This window comes from Streptomyces sp. NBC_00536 (genome assembly GCF_036346295.1).
Lineage (GTDB): Bacteria > Actinomycetota > Actinomycetes > Streptomycetales > Streptomycetaceae > Streptomyces.
Genome location: NZ_CP107819.1, coordinates 6,605,281 through 6,631,906, shown reverse-complemented (window position 1 = coordinate 6,631,906; position 26,626 = coordinate 6,605,281). Strand labels below are relative to the sequence as shown.

General features: G+C 68.9%; 17 protein-coding genes. 4 read left to right on the top strand and 13 right to left on the bottom strand.

Annotated elements, in window-relative coordinates; translation table 11 throughout:
* Positions 1-66 precede the first annotated feature (66 nt).
* Complete coding sequence (locus OHS33_RS28440; RefSeq protein WP_330333254.1) at positions 67-1,206, top strand: LCP family protein; 1,140 nt, start codon at positions 67-69, stop codon at positions 1,204-1,206.
* A gap of 38 nt (positions 1,207-1,244) precedes the next feature.
* On the opposite strand, the gene OHS33_RS28435 is transcribed toward OHS33_RS28440, so the two are convergent.
* From OHS33_RS28435 to OHS33_RS28410, 6 genes are all read right to left on the bottom strand, one after another.
* Positions 1,245-2,771 carry an amino acid permease gene (locus tag OHS33_RS28435; protein ID WP_330333253.1) on the bottom strand — a complete coding sequence of 509 codons (1,527 nt, stop codon included), beginning with the start codon at positions 2,769-2,771 and terminating at the stop codon, positions 1,245-1,247.
* A 104-nt stretch (positions 2,772-2,875) separates the two neighbouring features.
* Positions 2,876-4,792 carry a 1-deoxy-D-xylulose-5-phosphate synthase gene (gene dxs / locus OHS33_RS28430; RefSeq protein ID WP_330333252.1) on the bottom strand — a complete coding sequence of 639 codons (1,917 nt, stop codon included), beginning with the start codon at positions 4,790-4,792 and terminating at the stop codon, positions 2,876-2,878.
* A gap of 290 nt (positions 4,793-5,082) precedes the next feature.
* A complete protein-coding gene (locus OHS33_RS28425) occupies positions 5,083-6,378 on the bottom strand; it encodes a sugar ABC transporter permease (protein ID WP_443065474.1) in 1,296 nt (431 codons plus the stop codon).
* 26 nt (positions 6,379-6,404) lie between these two features.
* On the bottom strand, positions 6,405-7,193 hold the full coding sequence (locus OHS33_RS28420) for an ATP-binding cassette domain-containing protein (RefSeq protein ID WP_330333251.1): 789 nt from the start codon (positions 7,191-7,193) through the stop codon (positions 6,405-6,407).
* Between the two features lie 206 nt (positions 7,194-7,399).
* Entirely contained in the window at positions 7,400-8,509 is a 1,110-nt protein-coding gene (locus OHS33_RS28415; RefSeq protein WP_330333250.1) for a sugar ABC transporter substrate-binding protein, read from the bottom strand.
* A gap of 118 nt (positions 8,510-8,627) precedes the next feature.
* Positions 8,628-9,830 carry an ROK family transcriptional regulator gene (locus OHS33_RS28410; RefSeq protein ID WP_330333249.1) on the bottom strand — a complete coding sequence of 401 codons (1,203 nt, stop codon included), beginning with the start codon at positions 9,828-9,830 and terminating at the stop codon, positions 8,628-8,630.
* 584 nt (positions 9,831-10,414) lie between these two features.
* Here OHS33_RS28410 and mgtA point away from each other — a divergent pair.
* Positions 10,415-13,135 carry a magnesium-translocating P-type ATPase gene (gene mgtA / locus OHS33_RS28405; RefSeq protein WP_330333248.1) on the top strand — a complete coding sequence of 907 codons (2,721 nt, stop codon included), beginning with the start codon at positions 10,415-10,417 and terminating at the stop codon, positions 13,133-13,135.
* Between the two features lie 28 nt (positions 13,136-13,163).
* A complete protein-coding gene (locus tag OHS33_RS28400; RefSeq protein WP_330333247.1) occupies positions 13,164-13,889 on the top strand; it encodes an MgtC/SapB family protein in 726 nt (241 codons plus the stop codon).
* Here OHS33_RS28400 and OHS33_RS28395 read toward each other — a convergent pair.
* From OHS33_RS28395 to acnA, 4 genes are all read right to left on the bottom strand, one after another.
* A complete protein-coding gene (locus OHS33_RS28395; protein ID WP_330333246.1) occupies positions 13,882-14,808 on the bottom strand; it encodes a carbohydrate ABC transporter permease in 927 nt (308 codons plus the stop codon). The two genes, OHS33_RS28400 and OHS33_RS28395, sit on opposite strands and share 8 nt — an antisense overlap.
* 12 nt (positions 14,809-14,820) lie before the next feature.
* Complete coding sequence (locus OHS33_RS28390; RefSeq protein ID WP_330333245.1) at positions 14,821-15,765, bottom strand: carbohydrate ABC transporter permease; 945 nt, start codon at positions 15,763-15,765, stop codon at positions 14,821-14,823.
* A gap of 79 nt (positions 15,766-15,844) precedes the next feature.
* Positions 15,845-17,299: an N-acetylglucosamine/diacetylchitobiose ABC transporter substrate-binding protein gene (gene ngcE / locus OHS33_RS28385; RefSeq protein ID WP_330335242.1), complete on the bottom strand. Its 1,455-nt coding sequence runs from the start codon at positions 17,297-17,299 to the stop codon at positions 15,845-15,847.
* Positions 17,300-17,607: 308 nt separating this feature from the next.
* The gene (gene acnA / locus OHS33_RS28380) at positions 17,608-20,337 is read right to left on the bottom strand and encodes an aconitate hydratase AcnA (RefSeq protein WP_330333244.1); all 2,730 of its coding nucleotides are present in this window, start codon (positions 20,335-20,337) and stop codon (positions 17,608-17,610) included.
* Positions 20,338-21,119: 782 nt separating this feature from the next.
* Between acnA and OHS33_RS28375 the strand changes: the two genes are divergently transcribed.
* Positions 21,120-22,649: a helix-turn-helix domain-containing protein gene (locus OHS33_RS28375; protein WP_330333243.1), complete on the top strand. Its 1,530-nt coding sequence runs from the start codon at positions 21,120-21,122 to the stop codon at positions 22,647-22,649.
* Here the strand turns inward: OHS33_RS28375 and OHS33_RS28370 are convergent.
* From OHS33_RS28370 to OHS33_RS28360, 3 genes are all read right to left on the bottom strand, one after another.
* Complete coding sequence (locus OHS33_RS28370) at positions 22,646-25,819, bottom strand: tetratricopeptide repeat-containing serine protease family protein (RefSeq protein ID WP_330333242.1); 3,174 nt, start codon at positions 25,817-25,819, stop codon at positions 22,646-22,648. The genes OHS33_RS28375 and OHS33_RS28370 overlap by 4 nt on opposite strands.
* On the bottom strand, positions 25,816-26,166 hold the full coding sequence (locus tag OHS33_RS28365; RefSeq protein ID WP_330333241.1) for a trypco2 family protein: 351 nt from the start codon (positions 26,164-26,166) through the stop codon (positions 25,816-25,818). The genes OHS33_RS28370 and OHS33_RS28365 overlap by 4 nt, the downstream gene beginning before the upstream one ends.
* A 105-nt stretch (positions 26,167-26,271) precedes the next feature.
* Positions 26,272-26,595 (bottom strand): putative quinol monooxygenase, encoded by a 324-nt coding sequence (locus tag OHS33_RS28360; protein ID WP_330333240.1) that lies wholly within the window; start codon positions 26,593-26,595, stop codon positions 26,272-26,274.
* Positions 26,596-26,626 lie beyond the last annotated feature (31 nt).

The following is a 26,626-nucleotide window of genomic DNA, read 5'->3' as shown; positions in this document are numbered from 1 at the left end:
GACTATATGAAGGTCGCCGGTGGTCTATAGTGCGCGATCGAACAATCGAGCGGAGGACCGGGGCAGATGAAGACCAACGCCGCGTCAGCGGACAGTACGTCGGCCACTTCGCCGGACGGCGCGGACGACTCCGGTTCCGGTTCTGGTTCCGGTTCCGGTACGGGTCCCGACTCGCCCCGGCCGCCCCGCTCGCGCGGCCGCCGGGTCCTGCGGATCGTGCTGGTGCTGGTCGCGGTGCTGATCCTCGCGGGCGCGGGCGCCGGGTGGTGGGCGTACAGCCACCTGAACGGCAACATCGACAGCGTCGACCTCGACAAGGCCATCGGCGACAACCGGCCCGCGAAGGTGGTGCCCGGGGCGCAGAACGTCCTCGTGCTCGGTTCCGACTCGCGCGCCGGGGCCAACGGCGAACTCGACCACGGCGATGTCAGCGGGGCCCGTTCCGACACCGCCATGCTCGTGCACCTCCCCGAGGGCCGGGCGAAGGCCACCGCAGTGAGCATCCCCCGCGACACCCTGATCACCCGGCCCGAGTGCAAGGACAACGACGGCAAGACCCTGGCTCCGGCGAAGCGGGTCATGTTCAACTCCGTCTACTCCGTGGCCGGTCCGGCCTGCGTGGTCAAGACGGTGGAGGAGATGTCCGGGATCCGGGTGGACCACTTCGTGGAGGTGGACTTCGCCGGGTTCAAGGACCTGGTCGACGCCCTCGGCGGGGTCACCGTGACCCTGGACAAGCCCATGTCCGGGAAGAAGGGCGGGCTCAAGCTCGACGCCGGCACGCACCGCCTCAACGGCACCGACTCGCTGAAGTTCGTCCGTACCCGCTACGGCTACGGCGACGGCAGCGACCTCGGACGGATAGGCCTCCAGCAGCAGTTCATGATGGCGCTGCTCTCCGAGATCAAGAACCAGGACGCGCTGGGCAACCCGGCCCGGCTCTACAAGCTCGCGGACGCCGGGACCAAGTCGCTGACCACCGACTCCGGCCTCGGTTCGCTGACCGCCCTCGCCGACTTCGCGCAGAGCATGAAGGGCGTCGACCCGAGCACCATGGAGACCATCATGCTGCCGGTCGACTACGACAAGGTCGACCGCAACCGCGTGGTCGTCGCCGAGCCGCAGGCCGGGACGCTGTGGGAGGCCCTGCGCAACGACCGGAAGATCCCGGCCGACGCGAAGAAGTCCCCGGCCACCGGCGGCTGAGCCGCCGGCGGCCGGGGGCCGGGTCAGGGGTCGGGGGCCTAGTACTCCGCGTCCCGGCCGGACTGGCCCAGGCGGCTGTTGCGGCGGCTGTACAGGAAGTACACGAAGAAGCCGATCACCATCCAGATCCCGAAGCGCAGCCAGGTCTCGGCCGGCAGGTTGAGCATCAGCCAGAACGAGGCCGCGATCGACAGGATCGGGACCACCGGCACCCACGGGGTGCGGAACGCCCGGTGGAGGTCGGGGCGGGTCCGGCGCAGGACGATCACGCCGAGGGCGACCACCACGAAGGCGAACAGGGTGCCGATGTTCACCAGTTCCGCGAGCTTCTCCAGGCTGGTGAAGCCCGCGACGACAGCGATGATCACACCGAGGAGCAGGGTGGCCCGGTAGGGGGTGCGGTACTTGGGGTGGGTGACGGAGAAGACGCGCGGCAGCAGTCCGTCACGGCTCATCGCGAAGAACACCCGCGTCTGGCCCAGCAAGAGGATCATGCACACCGTGATGAGCCCGACGGACGCCCCGAGGCTGATGGCACCGGAGAAGAAGGGCTGGTCCACGGATTTGAAGGCTTCGGCGAGCGGGGCACTCGGCGACATCTGCTCGTAGGACTGCATGCCGGTGACCACCACCGTCACGGCGACGTAGAGCACCGTGCAGATGAGCAGAGAGCCGAGGATGCCGCGCGGCATGTCCCGCTGGGGATTCTTGGTCTCCTCGGCCGCGGTGGCCACGACATCGAAGCCGATGAAGGCGAAGAAGACGAGAGAGGCCGCGGTGAAGATGCCCATGACGCCGAAGTTGGTGGGCTGGTAGCCGAACATCAGCTGGACCAGCGGCGCCTTCCAGCCGCTTCCACCGGGCTGCGGCTGCGCGGCCGGGATGAACGGGGAGTAGTTGTCGGCCTTGATGAAGAACAGGCCCGCGACGATGACCAGCATCACCACGATGAGCTTGATCGCGACGACGATCGCCGTGATCCGGGCCGACAGCTTCGTCCCGACGACGAGGATCGCGGTCAGCGCCAGGACCAGGACGAAGGCCAGCAGGTCGAAATGGCCTCCCGGAACGTCGGGCCCGGACAGTGCGGCGGGCAGGTCCCAGCCGAGGTTGGTGTGCATGAGGTGGCGCACGTACCCGGACCAGCCGACCGCCACCACGGCCGTGCCGAGCGCGAATTCGAGCACCAGGTCCCAGCCGATGATCCAGGCGGGCAGCTCACCGATCGAGGCGTAGGCGAAGGTGTACGCCGATCCGGCCACCGGCACGGTGGACGCGAACTCGGCGTAGCAGAGGGCCGCCAGGGCGCAGACGACGCCCGACACCACGAAGGCGAGGGCAGTGGCGGGTCCGGCGTTGTTCCGGGCCGCGATGCCCGTGAGAACGAAGATGCCGGTTCCGATGATGACGCCCACACCGAAGACGGTCAGGTCCCAGGCGGAAAGGGATTTACGGAGCGCGTGCTCCGGTTCCTCCGTATCGCGGATGGACTGTTCCACCGACTTGGTACGGAACGGGCTGTTCAGATTCGTACTCACCGACGCACCTCCCAGAAGAGAACGCATCGCACCGCACGGAACCACGGGAAACGGGACGGGCCGGAAAGTCCGCCCCTCTCAGGGTGAACCTTCCGGCCCGTGCCGTGCAACCGCAGATGATCAGGGACGACCTAGTCGACCGTGGCGGCCGGCTCGTTCTCGTAGCGGCCGTCCAGCTTGGCGACCAGGCCGGTGACCTGCCGCGCGATGTCCGGAGCGGTCAGCCCGATCTCGGCCATGACCTCCTTGCGGGAGGCGTGGTCCAGGAAGCGCTGCGGGATGCCGAAGTCGCGCAGCGGTACGTCGACCCCCGCGTCCCGCAGTGCCTGCGAGACGGCCGAGCCGACACCGCCGGTGCGCCCGTTGTCCTCGACGGTGACGACGACCCGGTGGGCGTCGGCGAGCGGGGCCAGGGCCTCGTCCACCGGCTTGACCCAGCGCGGGTCCACGACGGTCGAGGAGATGCCCTGCTTGTCGAGCAGATCGGCGATCTCCAGGCACATCGGGGCGAGCGCGCCGACCGAGACGATCAGTACGTCCGGACGGGTGACCTCGGGGGCCGGAGTGCGCAGCACGTCCATTCCGCCGATCCGGCCGACGGCCGGGACCGCCGGGCCGACGACGCCCTTGGAGTAGCGCACGACGGTCGGGGCGTCGTTGACCTCGACGGCCTCGCGCAGCTGGGCGCGCAGCTGCTCGGCGTCGCGCGGGGCGGCGAGCCGCAGGCCCGGGACCACCTGCATGATCGACATGTCCCACATGCCGTTGTGGGAGGCGCCGTCCGAACCGGTGACACCGGCCCGGTCCAGCACGAAGGTGACCCCGCACTTGTGCAGGGCCACGTCCATGAGGACCTGGTCGAAGGCGCGGTTGAGGAAGGTCGCGTAGACCGCGAAGACCGGATGGGCGCCGCCGGTGGCCAGGCCCGCCGCCGAGGTGGCGGCGTGCTGCTCGGCGATGCCGACGTCGAAGATCCGGTCCGGGTAGGCGTCCGCGAACCGCTTGAGGCCCACGGGCTGGAGCATGGCCGCGGTGATCGCGACGATGTCCTTGCGCTCCTTGCCCAGCTTGACCATCTCGTCGGCGAAGACGGAGGTCCAGCTCGCGGCGTCGGTGGAGACCGGCAGCCCGGTGTCCGGGTGGATCGGCCCGATGCCGTGGAAGCGGTCGGCCTCGTCCTGCTCGGCCGGCTCGTAGCCCCGGCCCTTCTGGGTGAGGCAGTGGACGATGACCGGGCCGCTGAAGCGCTTGGCGCGCTGCAGGGCGGACTCCAGGGCCTCCACGTCGTGGCCGTTGATGGGCCCGATGTACTTCAGGCCGAGGTCCTCGAACATGCCCTGCGGGGCGATGAAGTCCTTGAGGCCCTTCTTGGCGCCGTGCAGGGTCTCGTAGAGCGGCCTCCCGACGACCGGGGTGCGCTCCAGGAGGTCCTTGCCGCGGGCCAGGAAGCGCTCGTAGCCGTCCGTGGTGCGCAGGGTGGCCAGGTGGTTCGCGAGGCCGCCGATGGTGGGCCCGTACGAGCGCTCGTTGTCGTTGACGACGATCACCAGGGGGCGGTCCTTGGCGGCGGCGATGTTGTTCAGCGCCTCCCAGGCCATGCCGCCGGTGAGGGCGCCGTCGCCGATCACGGCCGCAACGTGGTGGTCCTCGCGGCCGAGCACCTCGTTCGCCTTGGCCAGGCCGTCGGCCCAGCCCAGCACGGTGGAGGCGTGCGAGTTCTCGATCACGTCGTGGTCGGACTCGGCGCGCGAGGGGTAGCCGGAGAGGCCGCCCTTCGAGCGCAGGTTCCCGAAGTCCTGGCGGCCCGTGAGCAGCTTGTGGACGTAGGACTGGTGGCCGGTGTCGAAGAGGACCTTGTCCTTCGGCGAATCGAAGACCCGGTGCAGGGCGATCGTCAGTTCGACCACGCCGAGATTGGGGCCGAGGTGCCCGCCGGTCTTGGAGACGGCGTCGACGAGGAAGGACCTGATCTCGGCGGCGAGCTGAAGGAGCTCCTCCTGGCTGAGCCGGTCCAGATCGCGCGGTCCCTTGATGCGGGTCAGCAGCACCCGTGCCTCCTTGCAGTTGCTTGCTGGTCTGTCGAGTCTAATGTTCCGCTCGCGGCGCCGGTCGCCGGGCCGTCCCGGTGACATCACGCCTTTGTCATATCTGTACACACCCGCGCCGCCTCACACGCCACGTTCGGGTGGATGTACGCACAGGTGCCCGACACCACGCGGGGTGGTGTCGGGCACTGTGGCGGCGTACGTCCGGACGGGTGAGGGCCCGGGCGTGTCCCGGCCGCGGCCGGGCCGGACGGGGTCCGACCTGGGCCGGGTCCGGATCCGGGCGGGTGCCGTTAGGCGCGTCCCGCCGTCTTCTGCGTCTTGCGGGTGACGGAGTCGATCACCACGGTGGCCAGCAGCACCGCGCCGGTGATCATGTACTGGATCGGCGTCGCGATCCCCTCCAGGGCCAGACCGTACTGGATCGATGTGATCACCATGACACCGAGCAGGGCGTTCCAGGTGCGGCCGCGGCCGCCGAAGAGGCTGGTGCCGCCGATGACGGCCGCCGCGATGACGTTCATCAGCAGGTCGCCCGCGCCGGCGCTCTGGTTCGCCGCCGCGATCTTGGAGGCCCAGAACAGGCCGCCGATCGCCGCGAACGTACCCGCGATGGCGAAGACGGTGATGCGGACCCGGTTCACGTTGATGCCCGCGCGCCGGGAGGCCTCGACGCTGCCGCCGAGGGCGAAGATCTGACGGCCGAAGGTGGTGCGCCGCAGCACGAAGTCGGTGGCGACCAGGGCCAGCAGGAAGAGCAGCACCGCGAGCGGCATGCCCTTGTACTGGTTGAACACGACCGCGGGGCCGAAGGTGAACACCGCGAGCAGACCGGTGCGCAGCAGGATCTCGCCGAGCGGCCGGGAGGGGACGCCCGCGGCCTCGCGGCGGCGCGCGTCGGAGAACGAGGCGAGGAAGTACGCCGCGGTGGCGAGGGCGGCCAGCCCGTAGCCGACGGCCACGTCCGTGAAGAAGTACGTGGTCAGCTTGCCGACCACGCCCTCGGAGTCGATGTTGACCGTGCCGTTGCTGCCGAGGATCTGCAGCATGGCGCCGGACCAGAAGAGCAGGCCCGAAAGGGTGACGGCGAAGGCCGGGGCGCCGATCTTGGCGAAGAAGAAGCCGTGGACGGCGCCGATCAGGGCGCCTCCGGCGATCGCCGCGAGGATGGCCAGCCATTCGTTGACGCCGTGGGTGACCGCGAGGACCGCGACGATCGCACCCGAGACGCCGCTGACCGAGCCGACCGAGAGGTCGATCTCGCCGAGCAGCAGGACGAAGATGATGCCGACCGCGATCATGCCGGTGGCCGTCATCGTGATCGCGATGTTGGTGAGGTTCTCGGGGCCGAGGAAGTGCGAGTTCAGGCTCTGGAAGATGCTCCAGATGATGATCAGACCGAGGACGACGGGGACGGAGCCCAGGTCGCCGGACTTGAGCTTGCGGCCGAACTCGTTCAGGTATCCGGCGAAACCCTGCTCGCGCACGAGCAGCCGGGGGTCGACGGCCGGGATGGCGTCGTGCGCCGCGGCCGGGTTGACCGGGTCGATGTGACCGCTCGGCTTGGCGTGCGCGGGGCCCTTGCCCAGCGGTCCGGCGGAGGGATTCTGGGTGCTCACTTGCGGGCCTCCCCGGTGCGGGCCGCCCGGCGGGTCACGGCGTTGTCCGTGGCACCGGTGATGGCGGAGATGATCTCTTCCTGCGACGTGTCCTTCACGGAGAAGACGCCGTTGTTGCGGCCGAGGCGCAGTACCGCCACCTTGTCGGCCACCGCCTTCACATCGGCCATGTTGTGGCTGATGAGGATGACGGCGTGGCCGCGCTCGCGCAGCCGCTCCACGAGGTCGAGCACCTGTGCGGTCTGCTCGACGCCGAGGGCGGCGGTGGGCTCGTCGAGGATGACGAGCTGGGGCTCGCCCAGCATGGAGCGGGCGATCGCCACGGTCTGGCGCTGACCGCCGGAGAGCGAGGCGATCGGGATGCGGACGCTGGGGATCCGGATGGACAGGGTGGTGAGCAGCTCGCGGGCGCGCCGCTCCATCTCCACCTCGTCGAGGACACCGCGCCGCTTGAGCTCGCGGCCCAGGAAGAGGTTGCCGACGACATCGATGTTGTCGCAGAGAGCGAGGTCCTGGTAGACCGTCGCGATGCCCAGGTTCTGGGCGTCGTGGGGCTTGGTGATCGACACCGGGCGCCCCTCCCACTCGATGACTCCGTCATCGATGGGGTGTACGCCGGCGATCGTCTTGACCAGCGTGGACTTACCGGCGCCGTTGTCGCCGACCAGGGCGACCACCTCGCCTGAGTGGATCTCGAGTTCTACGTCGGTCAGGGCCTGGACGGCGCCGAACCTCTTCGAGACCCCTCGCAACGCCAGCACGGGCGCAGCGGACACATGAACCATCTCCTTCGCCGCCTGACCGGCGGGGATGTCGTGCAAAAGAGCAGGACCACAGGGGGTATTTACAAGGGTAGAGAAAACGTTTCCTCACGGCTTCGCGAGGGGCGTTTTCTGTCCGGCGCCCCGCCGATGGCGGGATGGAGGCGGGGCACCGGACAGGTGTGGGGGCCGGCGCGGCGGGCGATCGGCCCGCCGGGCGCGGCGCGGCCTTACTTCAGGCCGAGGGTGGCGCAGGCGGCCGTGTACTTGTCGGTGCAGATCTCGTCGGCCGAGTAGACGTTGTCCCGGATGACGGTGTCCTTGATGTTCGCCTTGGTCAGCGAGACGACCGGGATCAGCACGGACGGGATGCCCTTGGTGGTGGGGCTGTCGACCTTGGACGTCGTGACGACCTCGATCCGCTCCTTCTTGGCGAGGGCGACGGCCATCTTCGCGGCGGCCTCGGCTTCGGGGGCGTACGGCTTGTAGACGCTCATGAACTGCTCGCCCGCCACGATCCGCTGCACACCGGCGAGTTCGGCGTCCTGACCGGTGACCGGGGGCAGGGTCGTCAGACCGGCCGCCTTGAGGGCGGTGATGATGCCGCCGGCCATGCCGTCGTTGGCCGAGTAGACGCCGACGATCTTGTCCTTGCCGACCGCGGAGAGCGCGGCCGCCATGTTGGTGTTGGCGTTCTCCGGCTTCCACTCGACGGTGTCGTACTCCTTGGCGATGTTCACCTTGCCGTCGAGGACGGAGTGCGCGCCCTGCTTGAACAGCTTGGCGTTCGGGTCGGTGACGGACCCGTTCATCATGACGATCTGGCCGTCCTTGGCCTTGTCGCCCAGCGCCTCCAGGAGCGCCTTGCCCTGGACCTTGCCGACCTCTTCGTTGTCGAAGGAGGTGTAGGCGTCGATCGGGCCCTCGGCGAGGCGGTCGTAGGCGACGACGGGGATGCCCGCGTCCTTGGCCCGCTTGACGGCGCCCGCGATGGCCTTGGAGTCCACGGCGTCGACGATCAGGACGTTCACCTTGTTGGTGATCATCGTGTCGACCTGCGAGTTCTGCGTGGTCGCGTCCTGCTTCGCGTTGGCGTAGACCACTTCGCCCTTGCCACCGGTCAGGTCGGCGACCTGCTTCTCGATGAGCGGCTTGTCGAACTTCTCGTAGCGCGCGGTCTGGTTCTCCGGCAGGAGCAGGCCGACCTTGATCGCGTTGCCCTTGACCGTGTTGGTGTCCGACTTGGTGCCGGACTCCTTCGCACTGCCGCAAGCGGCGAGCGAGACGGCCATGGCGCCGGCGGCGACGGCTACGGCGGTTCTGCGCATACGCGTGTTCATTACTTGAACCTCCCTGACGAGGCCGCAACGTTGCGGCCGAGGTGGGTGTGAGTCAACCCCGGCCGCAAGATTGCCGTCAAGGAGTGAATCCTTAACGAGATGACAACGGTGCCATCCGTTATCTAACTGAATGCAGCAGCACGGGTTCCTGAAACCCGCCAAGCAGGGTCGAATCGCCCATCTCGCTCAGTACGAGCGCCAGCGCGCCCAGTACCTCGGCCCGCCCGCCCAACGACCCGGTGAGGACCGACAACTGACGCGCCGCACTCGGTATCGCATAGCGCCCCACGGACTCGCGTATGGGAGCCAGGACCAGCTCTCCGGCGTCCGCCAGCGAACCGCCCAGCACCACCCGGCTCGGGTTCAAGAGGTTGCAGAGGCTGGCCACCGCGCTGCCCACGTGCCGGCCCACGTCGGTGATCACGCGGCGGCAGCCCGGATCGCCGCCCCGGGCCAGCTCGACCACGCGCTCCATGGTGAGTTCGGGGCCGTGGCTGCCCTGCAGCAGCGGCAGGACGTAGCGGGCCGCCGCGAAGGTCTCCAGGCAGCCCCGGTTCCCGCAGCGGCAGACCGGACCCGACTCGTCCAGCGTGATGTGCCCGATCTCGCCCGCGGTGCCCCCCGGGCCCCGGTAGATCTGCCCGTTGATCACCAGACCGGCGCCGACGCCGCTGGCGACCTTGATGTACGCCAGGTCCTTGACCCCGCGGCCGCTGCCCCACACCAGCTCGCCCAGGGCGCCGAGGTTCGCGTCGTTGTCGACGTACACCGGCACGCCGAGCCGCTGCGACAGCTCCCGGCGCGGATTGATCCCGGCCCAGCCCGGCAGGATCGAGGTGGACCCGAGGTTCCCGGACTCCCCGTCGATCGGGCCGGGGACGCCGAGACCGACGCCGATGACCTTGTCCCGGCTCACCTCGATGCTCTCGATCAGGCTGCTGACCAGGGCCTCGGCCCGGTCGAAGCCGTCCACCCAGGAGGCGTCGACGTCCAGCGGCTCGGCCTCCTCGGCCAGCACCTGGTGGGCGAGGTTGCCGACCGCCACGCGCAGGTGCGTATGGCCGAAGTCGACGCCGATGACGATGCCCGCGTCCCCGCTGAGCGAGACGCTGCGGGCCCGGCGGCCACCGGCCGAGGTCGGGGTGACCTCGACGGTCCCGCCGTCCTTCAGCTCACGGACGATGTTGGAGACCGTGGCCGCCGACAGTCCGGTGGTACGGGCGATCTCCGCCTGGGTCAGCGAGCCGGCGAGCCGGACCGCGCGCACGACCCGTTCGAGGTTCGCGCGGTGCAGAGACGACTGCGATCCCGGAGTCTTCACGACTCATCCACTCCTGCCATTAGCGACGGCCTGCCGTCGCCCCCCGGCCGGGGTCGGGTCACGAGACCCCGGCGTCTCTCCAACTTGTGAACTCTAAGTCGAGCCTTTGGACATCCAGACGTCAAGAGGCCGACGCAGCACGAATCGGCCACTATCGGTCATAAGTACGAGAGAAACATCCCCCCGGCCCGTGTTACGGTCGCTGAGGCGCCGATCCTCTGCGGCCTTTCCGGCCGGACCGGGCGCCCTGTCGATGTCAGCGCTATGCGAGGAGGTGTTCGGGATGAGTCCCGATCGAAGTCCTTGCCGCGCTCTCGTTGGTTAATCAGCCGCTGATCGGCTGACTCTTCTTCCTTGAGTGCGCACGGCCGCGGTGTGTCCGCGGATGTCCGTGCACTTCCTCATGCCCTCCGTACGCCCCGGCCCCGTGCCCGGCGTGCGCCCCCCGGACTTTGTCCGGAGAGAACCCCGCCATGCCCGTCGGCGCTCTTCCCGGCTCCGTGCCGCCCCGCGCCGACCCATGATCACTCCACGTGACCGCACGGCTCCATGCCGTCCGGGCGCCGTGGAGGGAGGTATTCGTCATGACCATGCTCACCCCTCGCACCCCCACGAAGCTCGCACCGCCGGGCCGGGCCCGCCGCGAGCGCAAGGCCGCCGAGCTGGAGGCCCGTACCCGCGCCGTCGGCGAGCGGCTCGCCACGCTCAGCGCCCGGCCCGGCCCGCAGGTCCTGCAGGACCTGACCGCCGGCCGCCACGGCCTCACCCACGCCGAGGCCGCGCTGCGCCTGGAGCGGGACGGCGCGAACGTCGTCGCCCACGAGCGCGCCCCCCGCTGGTGGATCCAGCTCGCGAAGGCCTTCGCGAACCCCTTCATCGCGGTCCTCGTCTTCCTGGCCGCCGTCATGTACTGGCAGGACCCCGCCGACCCGGGCGTCGTCATCCTCTCGGTGATGGTCGGGATCAGCGGCCTGCTGCGCTTCTGGCAGGAGTTCCGCTCGGGCCGGGCCGCCGACGCGCTGAACAAGCTCGTCACCACCACCTGCGCGGTGCAGCGCCGGGCCGGCAGCGGCTCCGGCCCGACCACCTTCGAGGTCCCGATGGACCGGGTGGTCCGCGGTGACATCGTGAAGCTGGCCGCCGGCGACCTGATCCCCGCCGACCTGCGGCTGGTCACCTCCAAGGACCTGATGGTCAGCCAGGCCGCGCTGTCCGGCGAGTCGTTGCCGGTCGCCAAGGCCGACACCCGGGCCGAGGACCTCGGCCAGTTCGAGACCACCGACCCGGTGGAGGCCGACAACCTCTGCCTGATGGGTACGTCCGTCACCTCGGGCACCGCCACCGCGGTGGTCGTCGCCACCGGCTCCGACACCTACTTCGGCTCGATGGCGGGCTCGCTGGTCGGCGAGCGCCCGCAGACCAACTTCGACACCGGGGTGCGCAAGGTCAGCTTCCTGCTGATCCGCTTCATGCTGGTGATGGTCCCGGTCGTCTTCATGATCAACGGCTTCACCAAGGGCGACTGGAACGCGGCGTTCCTGCTCGGCATCGCCGTGGCGGTGGGCCTGACGCCCGAGATGCTGCCCATGGTCGTCTCCGCCAACCTGGCGCGCGGCGCGGTCGCCATGGCCAAGCGCAAGGTCGTCGTCAAGCGGCTCAACGCGATCCAGAACCTGGGCGCGATGGACGTGCTGTGCACGGACAAGACCGGCACCCTCACCGAGGACCGGATCGTCCTGGACCGCTACCTCGATGTGCACGGCGCCCCGGACGACGAGGTGCTGGAGTACGGCTACCTCAACTCGCACTTCCAGACGGGCCTGAAGAACCTGATGGACCAGGCGGTCATCGACCGCGTCAACGAGGCCGAGGAGGTTGTCGTCGACGCTCGGTTCTCGATGGTCGACGAGATCCCCTTCGACTTCGCCCGGCGCCGGATGTCCGTGGTCCTCAACCGCAACACCCTGGCCGGCGGGGTCGGCCGGTCCGAGCACATCATGATCACCAAGGGTGCGGTGGAGGAGGTCCTCGACCTGTGCACCCACATGACGGACCGCGGGCAGAAGGTCGAACTGACCGAGCAGCTGCGCTGGCACGTGACCCGGATCGCCGAGGAGAACAACCGCGAGGGCCTGCGCGTGCTGGCCGTCGCCACCCGGTCGGTCGCCACCCCCCGCGACACCTACACCGTCGCCGACGAGGACCAGCTGACCCTGGTCGGCTTCCTCGCCTTCCTCGACCCGCCGAAGGCCGACGCGGCCCGGGCCCTGCAGGGCCTGGCCGACAAGGGCATCACGGTCAAGGTGATCACCGGTGACAACGAGCTGGTCGCGGCGCGGGTCTGCGCCGACGTGGGCATCGACGTCGGCCAGGTGGTGACGGGCTCCGCGCTCGACGCCCTGGACGACGCGGCACTGCGCGCTCTGGCCGCCCGTACGACGGTCTTCGCCAAGGTCAATCCGGTCCAGAAGGCCCGGATCGTGCGGGCCCTGCAGGCCGACGGCCACACGGTCGGCTTCCTCGGGGACGGCATCAACGACGCGGCCGCGCTGCGCGACGCGGACGTCGGCATCTCGGTCGACACCGCCGTCGACATCGCCAAGGAGTCGGCGGACATCATCCTGCTGGAGAAGGACCTGACCGTCCTGGAACAGGGCGTGCTCCAGGGCCGGACCACCTTCGGCAACACGATCAAGTACATCAAGATGACGGCCAGCTCGAACTTCGGCAACGTCTTCTCGGTGCTGGTCGCGAGCGCGTTCATCCCGTTCCAGCCGATGCTCGCGATCATGCTGCTGGTGCAGAACCTGGTCTACGACATCGCCCAGCTGGCCACCCCGTGGGACCGGATGGACGAGGAGTACCTGCGCAAGCCCCGCAACTGGGACGCCAAGGGCATCGGCCGGTTCATGGTCTGCATCGGCCCCATCAGCTCGATCTTCGACATCGCGATGTTCGTGATCATGTGGAACGTGTTCGCCGCCAACAGCGAGGCGAACCAGGCGCTCTTCCAGTCCGGCTGGTTCATAGAGGGGCTGCTCTCGCAGACCCTGATCGTCCACATGATCCGTACCCGCAAGATCCCCTTCATCCAGTCGCGGGCGTCCTGGCCGGTGATGGTGATGACCGTCCTCGCGGTGCTGACCGGGCTGTACCTGCCCTTCTCGCCGCTGGCCGAGTCGCTGGGCTTCGTGGCGCTGCCCGCGGGCTACTTCCCGTGGCTGATCGGCGTCCTGCTCGCGTACTGCACGCTCACGCAGCTGTTGAAGACCGTGTACATCAAGAAGTTCAACACCTGGCTCTAGCAGGCCGCACACAGAGGGGAAAAGGCCGATGCAGCTCACCGAATGGCAGATGGCCGGGCACCTGGCCGCCGCGCTCGGCTTCGGGGCGGCGATCGGCCTGGAACGGCAGTGGCGGGCCCGGATGGCGGGTCTGCGGACGAACGCCCTGGTGGCGGGCGGCGCCGCGCTGTTCGTGCTGCTCTCGCAGTACGGATTCATGAGCGAGGTGTCCGAGGTCCAGTACGACGGCTCGCGGGTCGCGGCGCAGATCGTCTCCGGGATCGGCTTCCTCGGCGCCGGTGTGATCATGCGCGACGGCCTGAGCGTTCGGGGCCTGAACACGGCGGCCACCCTGTGGTGTTCGGCGGCCGTGGGCTGCCTGGCCGGCACCGGGATGTTCGTCCTGGCCGCCTTCGGCACGGCGGGCGTGGTGGGAGCCAACCTCCTGCTGCGCCCGCTGGGCCGGCGCCTGGACCGGGAACCGCGGGGCGGCGCCGAGGTGGCCACCGACTTCCACTTCGAGGCGGTGTGCCTGGAGGCGGAGGAGGCCCACATCCGCCACCGGCTGGTCGACGCGCTCGGCCGGCCCGGCTACCAGCTGCGCTCCATCCGCAGCCAGGACGGCCCGAAGGAGGGCCTGGTGACGGTGTCGGCGCTGCTGACCGCCGAGGGGGCCGGGGGCAAGGCGCTGGAGGATGCGGTCAGCAACCTCTCGCTGGACCCCTCGGTCTCGGCGGTCAGCTGGTCGGTGGTGCCGGACCCGTCCGCTACTTGAGGGTGGCGGAGGTCAGACCGGCCTGGATCTGCCGCTGGAAGGACAGGTAGACCACCAGCATCGGGATCATCGCGATGGTCACACCGGCGAAGAGCACCGGCAGGTCCGTCTCGTAGCCCATCTGGTACTGGAGCTGGATCAGGCCCTGGGTGAGCATGTAGCGCTCAGGGTCCGATCCGGTCTGGGGCTGCATGAGCACGGCGGGCAGGATGTACTGGTTCCACTGGCCCAGGACATTGAATATCCCGACGGAGATCAGGCCGGGCTTGGCCATCGGCAGCATCACCTGGAAGAAGATCCGGGTGTCGGACGCCCCGTCGATCACCGCCGCCTCGTACACCGCGGTCGGCAGCGTGCGGAAGAACGAGTGCATGAAGAAGACGGTGAAGGGCATCGAGTAGGCGACGTACACCAGGATCAGGCCCTGGTAGCTGTTGAGCATGTCGAGCCGCTTGACCATGAAGAACAGCGGTACGAGCGCCAGGAACACGGGGAACATCGCCCCGCTGACGAAGAAGTAGTAGATGGTCCGGTTGCCCTTGAACGGGTACCGGGCCAGCACGTACGCCGCCATCGAGCCCAGCAGCATGGTCAGCGGGACCGAGAACACCATCACGATGACGGTGTTGCCGAAGTAGTCGCCGATGCCCTTGTCCCAGGCGCGGGAGAAGGCGTCGAAGTGCCAGTTGGAGGGCCAGCTCAGCGCAGAGCCGCCGATCTGGCTGTCGGTCTTGAAGGAACCGAGCGCCAGCCAGATCAGGGGCAGGACGATCAATATGGCCCACACGGCGAGGAAGCCGTGCGAGAAGACGTTGAGCACCGCGCCCTCGGAGCGGCCCGGGCCGCCGGTTTTGGCGGGCTTCTTGCGGTCGGTCCGCTCGGCCGCGGCCTCACCGGGTGCCTTGGTGACTGTGGTCATGGTGTCTCCCGCTCAGAACTCGATGCGCTCGCGGCGGGTCGCGCGCAGCGTGATGAGGGAAAGGATCAGGGTGAGGACGAGCATGACGACTCCCATGGCGCAGGCGTAGCCGCTCTTGCCGAAGTACAGGAAGTTGCGCATCAGGACCGTCGCCATGACCTCGCCGTGATGGTCGGGTCCGCCGCCGAACTGGCCCGATGTCATGGTCGACACGAGGACGAACATGTCCATCGCGGCGATGCCCAGATAGACCGCGGAGGTCTGCACAGAATCCCACAGCAGGGGCAGCGTGACCTTGATGAAGGTCTGGGCGCGCCCCGCGCCGTCGAGCAGCGCGGCCTCGTAGATGTCCTTGGGGACGGTCTGCATCGCGGCGGAGAAGAGCACCAGGTAGAAGCCGACTCCGTGCCAGACGACGACCCCGAGCATGCACCACAGCACCAGGTTGGGCTCGTTGAGCCATTCGATGGGGTGCTGCGGGTCGACGATGCCCAGCTTGATCAGTACGCCGTTGAGCAGGCCGCCCTGGTCACTGCGGTAGACCGCGCCGAAGAGGACGGCGAGGATCGCGAGGGAGAGGACCTGCGGGAAGAAGTAGACGATCTTGTAGAAGGGCGCGCCCCGGACGCCCCGGACACCGCCGGCGCCGCTGCGCCCGCCGACGTTCACCATGAAGGCGAAGAAGAGGGCCAGCAGGATGGTGATGGTCGGGACGAACACCAGGAGGAACAGGTTGTGCCACAGGGCGCCCCGGAAGACCTCGTCCTTCATCAGGGCCGAATAGTTGTCCAGGCCGACGAAGTCGAACGTCGGTGACTGGCCGGACCAGTTGGTGAAGGAATAGCCGAACGTCTGAATGTACGGCCAGATGACAAAGGTCAGATACAGCGCGAGCGGCAGGAGGAGGAAGCCGGCGATGAAGCCGGCCTGTCCTTTGCCCCGGGCGACTTGGCTCATGGTGTCCGTCCCTGATGGTTCCCCCAGCTACCGCTGGGTGGGTGCCCCCGGCCGGGGGGACCGGCCGGGGACGATGGCGTCAGCTGCGGTGGTTGTTCTTGGCGTTGGGGTCCTTGGCCGCCTTGTCTACCGCAGCCTGGGCCCGCTTGATCCATTCCTTCGGCTGAATTCGCTTGGCCATCAGCTCATTGGACGCGGCCTGGATGTCGTTGTCCATCTGGCTGTACCAGTCGGGGTACAGGTAGGCGAAGGTGTTGGTGCCGGCCGCCTTGAGCGCGGTCACCGCGGACTGGGTGCCGGGGCGCAGCTTGACGTTGGGGTCCACGCCGTCCTTGACCACGGTCAGGGAGTTGGCCTGCTGGGCGAAGAGGGTGGACCACTCGCGGGAGAGCATCGAGCGCAGGAACTCCAGGCCGCCGGCCTTGTTCGCGGCCTTCTCCGGGACGATGAAGGGCTCGCCGGCGCCGGCGCGGATGGCCTCGAAGGGCATCTTGCTGTCGGCCAGGACGGGCATCGGGAGGAACTTCATGTCGAAGTCGTCCGGGGTCTGCTTGAGCTGCTCGTTCTCCAGCCAGGAACCGGAGGGGATGAAGGCGGCCTTGTACTGGTTCCAGGCGGTCTGCGACTCGGTGTGGGTCAGACCGTTGGTGCCCGGCATCAGGAGGTCCTTCTCGACGACCTCGTAGACCGCTTCGACCGCGGCGAGGGCGGCCGGGTTGTCCGCGAAGGCGTTCGGCGCCAGGTTGTCGATCGCCTTGACGGCTTCGATGCCGCCCTTCTTGGCGATGAGGTCCATGATGACGACGTTGATGTAGTAAGGGAACTTGCCCTGGTGGGCGAGGCCGCCGATGCCGGCCGCCTTGGCCTTGGCGCAGACGGCGAGGAACTCGTCCCAGGTCTTGGGCTCGGTCCAGCCCTTGTCCTTGAAGAGCTTGCCCGAGTACCAGAAGCCGAAGACCGTGTAGACGTAGTAGAGGGCGACGAACTTGCCCCCCTGGGTGCCCTGTTCGACGGTGCCCGGGAGCAGCATGTCCCGGACCTTCTTGGCCGGGTCGTCGAGCGAGGGCGCGTCGAGCACCTGCGTCAGATCCGCGAGCTGGCCGCCCTTGGCCAGGACGTCGACCTTGATCTGCTGGGCGCCCGAGTCGTCGACGACGTCCGGCGGGTTGCCGCCGTTGAAGCGCGGCTGGAGCTTGGCGGTGATCTCCTGGGTGCCGAGGTGGGTGCTGGAGGTGCCCCACTTCTTGTCGAAGGCCGCTTCCCAGGCCTTCGCGTAGTCGTCACCGAAGCCGCCCTTGAAGACGACGATGTCCATCTTGCTGCCCTTGGCGACACCGAAGGGGTTGTCCTTGGACGTGACGCCCTTGGAGGCGGTGTCCGAGGGCTTGTCGGCGCCGCCGCCGGAGGCGCAGGCGGACAGGAAGCTCATCGTCGGCACGGCGATCAGGCCGAGTGCCGCCGACCGCCGGATCAGGTCGCGGCGGCCGAGGCCCTCACCGTTGTTGTGCTCGCCCTGGGCGGAGATGGATCCCATGCTCATGTCCTCGCCTTCGTCAGAAGTGTGAAGGAGGCCGGAAGTCACGGCAGCTGCCGCGCATGCGGACAACGCCGCAGGTCCCCGCCCGTCCCCCGGTCCGGCACCGCGGGAGACGCGGTAGTCCGGACGGGCACAGGTATAGTCCACTTCCGCTCGGGTGAGCAAGATCATGCACAGAGAAGACCTTGGGCTTTTCCGAGTTGAGACCTCACCGTCACCTGGCCCCGCCCGCCGGAGGTGGTCCGGGACAACGAAAAGGGCCGTACCCCCTTTAACGGGGATACGGCCCTTTGGTGCCGATGTGCTTAGTTGCGGATGAGGTTCCGCAGCACGTACTGCATGATGCCGCCGTTGCGGTAGTAGTCCGCCTCGCCCGGGGTGTCGATGCGGACGACCGCGTCGAAGTCGACACCGGTGTCGGTGGTGACCTTGACCGTGCGCGGGGTGGTGCCGTTGTTCAGCTCCTCGACGCCGGTGAAGGAGAAGGTCTCCTCGCCGGTGAGGCCGAGGGAGGCCGCCGTGACGCCCTCCGGGTACTGGAGCGGCAGGACGCCCATGCCGATCAGGTTGGAGCGGTGGATGCGCTCGTAGGACTCGGCGATGACGGCCTTGACGCCGAGCAGCGCGGTGCCCTTGGCGGCCCAGTCACGGGACGAGCCCGAGCCGTACTCCTTGCCCGCCAGGATGACCAGCGGGATGCCGGCGGCCTGGTAGTTCTGCGAGGCGTCGTAGATGAACGCGACCGGCGCGCCCTCGACCGTGAAGTCGCGGGTGAAGCCGCCCTCGGTGCCCGCGGCGATCTGGTTGCGCAGGCGGATGTTGGCGAACGTACCGCGGATCATGACCTCGTGGTTGCCGCGGCGGGAACCGTACGAGTTGAAGTCGCGGCGCTCGACACCGTGCTCGGTGAGGTACTTGCCCGCCGGGGTGTCGGCCTTGATCGCACCGGCCGGGGAGATGTGGTCGGTGGTGACCGAGTCGCCCAGCTTCGCCAGCACGCGACCGCCGACGATGTCGGAGACCGGGGTGGTCTCCATCGTCATGCCGTCGAAGTACGGGGGCTTGCGGACGTAGGTGGACTGCGGGTCCCACTCGAAGGTGTTGCCCGTCGGGATCTCCAGCGCCTGCCACTGCGCGTCGCCCGCGAAGACGTCCTGGTAGGACTTGCTGAACATGTCCTCGCCGATGGCGCTGGCGACGACGTCGTTGACCTCGGCCTCCGTCGGCCAGATGTCGGAGAGGAAGACCGGCTTGCCGTCGAGGTCCACACCGAGGGCGTCCTTGGTGATGTCCACCTTCATGGAGCCCGCGATGGCGTACGCGACGACCAGCGGCGGCGACGCCAGGTAGTTCATCTTGACGTCCGGGTTGATCCGGCCCTCGAAGTTGCGGTTGCCCGAGAGCACCGAGGTGACCGCGAGGTCGTGCTCGTTGATCGCCTTCGAGATCTCCTCGTCCAGCGGACCGGAGTTGCCGATGCAGGTGGTGCAGCCGTACCCGACGAGGTTGAAGCCCATCTTGTCGAGGTACGGGGTCAGGCCGGCCTTGTCGAAGTAGTCGGTGACGACCTTCGAACCCGGGGCCAGGGTGGTCTTGACCCACGGCTTGCGGGTCAGGCCCTTCTCGGTCGCCTTCTTGGCCACGAGCGCCGCGGCGACCATGACGTAGGGGTTCGAGGTGTTGGTGCACGAGGTGATCGCGGCGACCGTGACGGCGCCGTGGTCGATCTCGAAGGACGAGCCGTCGGCCAGGGTGACCAGCGTCGGGCGGGTCGGCACGCCGTTGGCCGAGGCCGGGGCGTCGGAGGCCGGGAAGGACTCCTTGCCCGCCTCGTCGTCGTCCTCGACGTAGTTGCGCACGTCCTGCGCGAACTGCTGCGAGGCGTTGGCGAGGACGATGCGGTCCTGCGGGCGCTTCGGGCCGGCGATCGACGGGACGACCGTCGACATGTCGAGTTCCAGCTTCTCGGAGAAGTCGGGCTCGGCGGCCGGGTCCAGCCACAGGCCCTGGGCCTTGGCGTACGCCTCGACGAGCGCGACCTGCTGGGCGTCGCGGCCGGTCAGGCGCAGGTACTTCAGGGTCTCGTCGTCGATCGGGAAGATCGCGGCGGTGGAACCGAACTCCGGCGACATGTTGCCGATGGTGGCGCGGTTCGCGAGCGAGGTGGCGGCGACGCCCTGGCCGTAGAACTCGACGAACTTGCCGACGACGCCGTGCTTGCGCAGCATCTCGGTGATCGTGAGCACCAGGTCGGTGGCGGTGGTGCCGGCCGGCAGCTCGCCGGTCAGCTTGAAGCCGACGACGCGCGGGATCAGCATGGAGACCGGCTGGCCGAGCATCGCGGCCTCGGCCTCGATGCCGCCGACGCCCCAGCCCAGCACGCCCAGGCCGTTGACCATGGTGGTGTGCGAGTCGGTGCCGACGAGGGTGTCGGGGTACGCCTGGCCGTTACGGACCATGACCGTGCGGGCCAGGTGCTCGATGTTGACCTGGTGGACGATGCCGGTGCCCGGGGGGACGACCTTGAACTCGTCGAAGGCGGTCTGGCCCCAGCGCAGGAACTGGTAGCGCTCCTTGTTGCGGCCGTACTCCAGCTCCACGTTCTGCTGGAAGGCGTTGGCCGTGCCGAACTTGTCGGCGATGACCGAGTGGTCGATGACCATCTCGGCCGGGGCCAGCGGGTTGATCTTGGAGGCGTCGCCGCCGAGCGCCTTCACGGCCTCGCGCATGGTGGCGAGGTCCACGACACAGGGCACACCGGTGAAGTCCTGCATGATCACGCGGGCCGGCGTGAACTGGATCTCCTCACTCGGCTGGGCCTGCGAATCCCAGTTGCCGAGCGCCCGGATGTGGGCGGCGGTGATGTTCGCGCCGTCCTCGGTACGGAGCAGGTTCTCCAGCAGCACCTTCAGGCTGTAAGGCAGACGGGCGGAGCCCTCGACCTTGTCCAGCTTGAAGATTTCGTACGACTCGTCGCCCACCTGCAGCGTGCTGCGGGCGTCGAAGCTGTTCGCCGACACGACAGTCTCCTTCATGCATGAATTCGCGCGTTCTACCGCATCCTGCCGCGTGGCACTGTGGCCAATCCGCTAAGGTGAGGCTAAGTTAGGTAACCCTTACTCCAGCGGGGGGCTGCGGCGCGCCTTCGGCAGTTATCTCGATGTCGAGATAACTCTAGTACATGTCCGGCCCGACGGGTGTTCCCGTGGGGGCGGGGCGGGGCGTTCGGGTCCCCCGCGGTGGGTGCGCCTCAATCGCCGGCGGGGCTCGGGGTGTGTCCCCGCACCCGGGGTCGGTGGGGTGTCAGGGCGGTGGCGCCGGCCCCCTACGGAGTGTCTCCTCGGCTCGCGGAACTCGGCGGGTCGGAGAAGCGGAGCTGTGCTGTCCGCTCGTCCTGCGGGGACCCTCCTCCGCGGCCCGACCCCACCACCCTGACGCCGGACCCGCCGCGGCGGGTCGTGGCCGGGACGGGGACACGCAGGAGTGTCCCCGCAGGACGAGCGGTCACCACCGGGCACAGTCTCCGACCGGCCCGCGGCCGCGAGCCGAGGAGACACTCGTGCGGGGCACCGGCACGGACACGGCCCGCCCACCCCGACCCCGGATACGGGGGACACCCCAAGCCCCGCCGGCGTTTGAGGCGAACCCACTCGGCCGGCAACTGCCCGACGCGGCCCAGGGGGAGCCACTGTCCCCTTTTGTCCCCATCCGCGCAGGCGGGCCGAATGCCGGGCGCCGCCGCACGCCTGACGGTCGGTGACACCCGTCCGCCACACCCGGCGCGATCTACATCTCATATGTGAGATACCGTGCAGCCATGGCAGACGACTACCTCGTACGCATCGGCAAGCTCATCCGTGACGCCCGTCAGCACCGGGGCTGGACACAGAGTCAGCTCGCCGATGCGCTCGGCACCAGCCAGAGCGCGGTGAACCGCATCGAACGCGGCAACCAGAACATCAGCCTTGAGATGATCGCCCGAATCGGTGAAGCGCTCGACAGCGAGATCGTGTCGCTGGGTTACGCCGGCCCGATGCACCTGCGGGTCGTCGGCGGCCGCCGCCTCTCCGGCGCCATCGACGTCAAGACCAGCAAGAACGCCTGTGTCGCGCTGCTCTGCGCCTCACTGCTCAACAAGGGCCGCACGGTCCTGCGCCGGGTCGCCCGCATCGAGGAGGTGTACCGCCTTCTGGAGGTACTGAACTCCATCGGCGTGCGCACCCGCTGGATCAACGACGGCGTGGACCTCGAACTGATCCCGCCGGCCAAGCTCGACATGGACGCGATGGACGCCGACGCGGCCCGCCGGACCCGCAGCATCATCATGTTCCTGGGCCCGCTGCTGCACCGGATGGACCACTTCAAGCTGCCCTATGCGGGCGGCTGCGACCTCGGCACCCGCACCATCGAGCCGCACATGATCGCCCTGCGCCGCTTCGGCCTGGACATCACCGCGACCGAGGGCATCTACCACGCCGAGGTCGAGGCGGGCGTCTCCCCCGGCCGCCCGATCGTGCTGACCGAGCGCGGGGACACGGTCACCGAGAACGCGCTGCTCGCCGCCGCCCGGCACGACGGCGTCACCGTCATCCGCAACGCCTCGTCGAACTACATGGTCCAGGACCTGTGCTTCTTCCTGGAGGCGCTGGGCGTCAAGGTCGAGGGCATCGGCACCACGACGCTGACCGTGCATGGCGTACCGAACATCGACGTCGACGTCGACTACTCCCCCTCCGAGGACCCGGTCGAGGCGATGAGCCTGCTCGCCGCCGCCGTGGTCACCGAGTCGGAGCTGACGATCCGCCGGGTCCCGATCGAGTTCATGGAGATCGAACTCGCCGTCCTGGAGGAGATGGGCCTCGACCACGACCGCTCGGCGGAGTACACGGCCGACAACGGCCGCACCCGCCTGGTGGACCTCACCGTCCGCCCGTCGAAGCTCGAAGCCCCGATCGACAAGATCCACCCGATGCCGTTCCCCGGGCTGAACATCGACAACGTCCCGTTCTTCGCGGCCATCGCGGCCGTGGCCCAGGGCCAGACCCTGATCCACGACTGGGTGTACGACAACCGGGCCATCTACCTCACCGACCTCAACCGCCTCGGCGGCCGCCTCCAGCTCCTGGACCCGCACCGCGTCCTGGTCGAGGGCCCCACCCGCTGGCGCGCGGCCGAGATGATGTGCCCCCCGGCCCTGCGCCCCGCGGTGGTCGTCCTCCTGGCGATGATGGCGGCCGAGGGCACCTCGGTCCTGCGCAACGTCTACGTCATCAACCGCGGCTACGAGGAACTGGCGGAACGCCTCAACTCGGTGGGCGCCCAGATCGAGATCTTCCGCGATATCTAGGAACCCGAGGCATCGGATTTCAGAGGGACCCACCTGGTCATCGTGTCCCAGGCCTCCACGGCGTCTATCACGACTTCCGCGGAGGCCTGGGAAGCAGGTCCGACGGCGCTCGCCACGATGAGCAGCATTTCCCCGTACTGCTGCACCAGTGCGATGAACTCCTCGGTCGCGGGAGCGGTCCAGAGCTGGCCGAGCGTTGCCACCGCGACCTCACCGGGACCGGTGAACGCCCAAGCACGCCCGTCGGAAGATCTGGGCGGCAAACCGGACCACAGCGGTTGCAGGTTGAGCGCCTCGGCGAGGGGCGACCGGGGCCCGTAAGCAGACGTGGCCGTCCAGCTGTCCCCGCTCTGGACCAACTGCGCCGCCTCGATGGAGGGGTTGACCAGGAGAGCGGGAACGAGCAGGCCGTTGCGCTCCCGCACGGGCACTCCGGCGGCGAAGGCCTTCCAGCTGAGACCCGCCTCTTTGGCCACATTGATCAGGGCCGAATCGTTCCATTGCGGATATCGGCACAGGCCGAAGTGGAAGAGCCGTGCCTGGGCCCAGCTGTACTGGTCGTCCACGTGGAGCGCCGGAACGCCGTCGCGCAGCGGGTAGCCGCAGTCCTGGCAGTCGCCGGCCCACAGCAACTGCATGAGGGAACGGGCTTCCTCCTGCCCGAGTCTGTCCAGGCAGTCCTGGCTGAAGGCCAGGCGCGGGAGTCCGGCCGAGCCCTCCTCGGCCTCCAGGACCACCCAGTCCGATGGCTGGCCGTGCTCCCGCGCCCGGTTCCACCACTCCTCCCCCAGCGGGACGTTGCCGAAGGAGTACGCGGTCACTCCGGCCATCAGGCAGCCGATGGGGTCGCCCAGATTCCCCTGCTTGACCGCCGTTTCGTAGGCACGCGAGACATAGGCGTTCGCCGTCTCGGGGTCTTCTCGGCGCAGGAGGACACCGGCGTACGAGAGTGCGGCGAGCGGGATCTCGCCGTCCGCGGCAACCCTCAGGGCCTCGACGGCTTCGTCGGACTGCCACTCGGACCTCAGCCAGTCCGAGTAGTGCAGGGCGCTCCCGGGATCGCCTGCCTCGGTACCGCGCTTCCAGAGCGCTATCGCCTCGTGCTGGTTCCCCAGCTTTTCGTGGACCAGGCCGAGGGCGCCGATCGACTCTGTCTCCCCGGACTCGATCGCACGCTCGTACCAGTCCCGTGCCGCGTCCAGGTCGCCCCTCGCGACCGACAGGGAACCCATGTTGTGAGCCCCGGCGGCTTCGCCCAGGCAGAAGACGCGCTCGAAGCAGCGGCCGGCACCGTCATAGTCCTTCTCCGCGGTCAGCAGCGCCCCCAGGTTGATCAGGCCGTCGGGATCGTCCGCCTCCACGAGGGGGCGGAGCACCTCCTTGGCCACGTCCGGCCGGCCCGCCACCCTGGCGACGGTCGACACCAGCACACGGCGCGTGTCGTCCACGATGCGCAGGGCCTCGTCCCACACCTGGCCCGGGAGCTCGCTCGGACGGGACCGGCGCGCGGCGTCGGACACGAGGTAGTCGAAGGGCTTCCACGTTCCTCCCCGGCCCGGGACCAGGGGGCTGGTCACGCCCAGCACGATCCTGGACGCCCAGTCCCAGGCTTCCTCCATGCCTTCCGGCCGCAGCGCCGGGCCGCCCGCCCGGTCGAGGAAGTACGCGTGGAGACGTTCCAGGGACTCCGGCGCCAGCGCGGTGTCCACACCTGTGCGGGCGAGGGCGACGGCGGCCGCGACGAGCGCGGCACCCCGGGGGTTGCCCTTCACCCGGGAAGCGGCCTTCCACCGCTTGAGGACCTGCGGTCCCGCCGCGAGGTACTCCGCCACCCCGTGTGCCCTGTCGGCGTTCAGTGCCGCGACGATGCGCGGATCCTCGCGCGACGACGCGGCCCGCCGCTCGTCATCGGTCCAGATCCGGTCCAGGGTGAGGTGATGTGCCGCGCGGATCACTCTGCCCGGCGAGGACGGCAGGCGCGGCCCCGTGCCCCGCGAGAGCGACGGGCCGTCCTCCTCATCCGTGTAGTGCTCGTGGAACTCGGTGCGCAGCGTGGCGAGCACGACCGTGCCGCGGCGGACGAGCCGGTCGAGCAGGGACGGCGTCAGCCCGTCGGACCGCAGGTAGTTGTGCAGGTCGTCGAGCCATACGACCTTCTCCTGATCGCTTCCGGAGGAGGAGAGCAGGAAGGACAGGTCGACGTCGGGGTCCGGCTTGCAGACCGACCGGTCCCGGAGATTGCGGACCATGCCTTCGAACAGGGCCCTCGACTTGCCCGCGGCCGAATCCCCCGTCAGCAGCAGCATGCCGCCCGTTTCCGCCAGCGCTTCGAGCCGGGCGTCCACCTGCGCATCGACGCGGCGCGGCACGTACTGCACGACGTCCGGGTGGCCGACGGCATCCGGCGCACGATGAACACCGAAGGAGACCGCGTGGGCGTCGGCGACGGGGAGCCAGTCGCCCTCGCGGGAGGCGGAGGCCTCGTGCACCACCTGCGGCGCCGGCCTGCCGATCTCCACCACTTCGGGGCAGACCCCTGCGGCTGCCTCCACCGCCCGCCGGAAGCCGGCATCGGCCGCCACGACGGAGAGGGGAACGGCTTCCACCCGCGCGTGACCCCACTGCGCGGGATCCCCGGAGACCACGCCGATCAGATACTCGCCGGCGAAGAGCGCGGCGCCCGACATCCCCTGCCACGGCGATGCGCTGGGGGTGCCGTCCGCGGGCGGCGGGGCGTGGGAACTGTCCAGGACGTAGCGGCCGCGCAGGATGGACGACCCCGGCTTCAGCGTGCCCACGATCTGCTCGGTGTCCGGCCTCATCCCGTCCCGGAGCGAGATGCGCGGGTAGCCCACCGCTTCGCAGTTCTCCCAGGCGGCCAGGCCGGTGGTCCGGCCCCACCGGACGTCGGACATCCGGCACGTCGTGGCGTCCCTGACCAGGTCTTCGTCCGCTTCCAGCAGGGCCGCGTCGCACGACTCGTCGTAGCGGCGCCACACGAGGCGGCAGCTGCGCGTACCCGTCCCTCCGGGGACGGCGACGCGAGCAGCCCCGCCCTCCCCCTCGAACAGGTGCGCCGAGGTGAGCACCAGGCGGGAGTCCAGCAGGAAGCCGCTGCCCTGCCGCGCTCCCTGGACGATGGCGATGCGTTCGACGGACCGGGCGCTCATCCGCCGCGCAGTCCGGACGGACGCTCGAAGTCACCCATGTCGACTTCGGCCTGGTGTCCGATCTCGATCGGCCCGCCGTTGGCCGAGTCCTTCGGCTTCAGCTTCACGGACACCTTGTGGACGGCGTTCCGCGCCACCCCCACCTGGGCGTCGCCGGAGACCACCCATGCCTTGAACCCGGCCTTGGCGGTCGCGTCGCGCCGCAGCTCGACCGAGAAGTCCAGAGTGATCTCGTCGACCTCGAACCTGATGCGCCGGCCGTCCGCGGCGTGCACCGAGGCCATCAGCTGATCCCGCAAGCCCTGTACGGCCTCCGTGAGTTCCACGTTCTCCAACGGATCGCGCACGTCTCCGACTCCCCCGTTCGGTCCACCGTCAACCGCTACCACTATCACATTGTCCTGGCGCGAAGCGGCGATACGGACCGCTGGACAACTGGGCCGCCCGCGCGGTCAGTCGACCTGGAGTTCGCCCATGCGGCTCCAGCCGGTGGCGCCTTCGATCGTGGTGCTCACGATCTCGGGCGTACGGGTGACCAGGGGGCGCATGGTGTCCAGGGCGGCGCGGAAGTGGTCCGAGGTGACGTGTGCCTCCGCGGCGCCGTCCTGGAAGGCCTCCACCAGGACGTAGGTGTCGGGCTCTTCGAGGCTTCGGGACCACTCGAACCAGAGGTTGCCGGGCTCGGCGCGGGTGGCTCGGGTGAACTCGCCGACCGTCTCGGGCCACTGGTCGACGTACTCGGACTTGACGCGGAATTTCACCACAATGAAGATCATTCGCTCATTGTAGACAGGAGGTGGCGAGCAG

What these genes read in the sequence shown, in the direction of transcription:
- OHS33_RS28440 (WP_330333254.1), top strand. Translation starts at nt 67, where the DNA reads ATGAAGACCAACGCCGCGTCAGCGGACAGTACGTCGGCCACTTCGCCG.
- OHS33_RS28435 (WP_330333253.1), bottom strand. Translation starts at nt 2,771, where the DNA reads ATGCGTTCTCTTCTGGGAGGTGCGTCGGTGAGTACGAATCTGAACAGC.
- OHS33_RS28420 (WP_330333251.1), bottom strand. Translation starts at nt 7,193, where the DNA reads ATGGTTCATGTGTCCGCTGCGCCCGTGCTGGCGTTGCGAGGGGTCTCG.
- OHS33_RS28415 (WP_330333250.1), bottom strand. Translation starts at nt 8,509, where the DNA reads ATGAACACGCGTATGCGCAGAACCGCCGTAGCCGTCGCCGCCGGCGCC.
- mgtA (WP_330333248.1), top strand. Translation starts at nt 10,415, where the DNA reads ATGACCATGCTCACCCCTCGCACCCCCACGAAGCTCGCACCGCCGGGC.
- OHS33_RS28400 (WP_330333247.1), top strand. Translation starts at nt 13,164, where the DNA reads ATGCAGCTCACCGAATGGCAGATGGCCGGGCACCTGGCCGCCGCGCTC.
- OHS33_RS28395 (WP_330333246.1), bottom strand. Translation starts at nt 14,808, where the DNA reads ATGACCACAGTCACCAAGGCACCCGGTGAGGCCGCGGCCGAGCGGACC.
- OHS33_RS28390 (WP_330333245.1), bottom strand. Translation starts at nt 15,765, where the DNA reads ATGAGCCAAGTCGCCCGGGGCAAAGGACAGGCCGGCTTCATCGCCGGC.
- ngcE (WP_330335242.1), bottom strand. Translation starts at nt 17,299, where the DNA reads ATGGGATCCATCTCCGCCCAGGGCGAGCACAACAACGGTGAGGGCCTC.
- acnA (WP_330333244.1), bottom strand. Translation starts at nt 20,337, where the DNA reads ATGAAGGAGACTGTCGTGTCGGCGAACAGCTTCGACGCCCGCAGCACG.
- OHS33_RS28375 (WP_330333243.1), top strand. Translation starts at nt 21,120, where the DNA reads ATGGCAGACGACTACCTCGTACGCATCGGCAAGCTCATCCGTGACGCC.
- OHS33_RS28370 (WP_330333242.1), bottom strand. Translation starts at nt 25,819, where the DNA reads ATGAGCGCCCGGTCCGTCGAACGCATCGCCATCGTCCAGGGAGCGCGG.
- OHS33_RS28360 (WP_330333240.1), bottom strand. Translation starts at nt 26,595, where the DNA reads ATGATCTTCATTGTGGTGAAATTCCGCGTCAAGTCCGAGTACGTCGAC.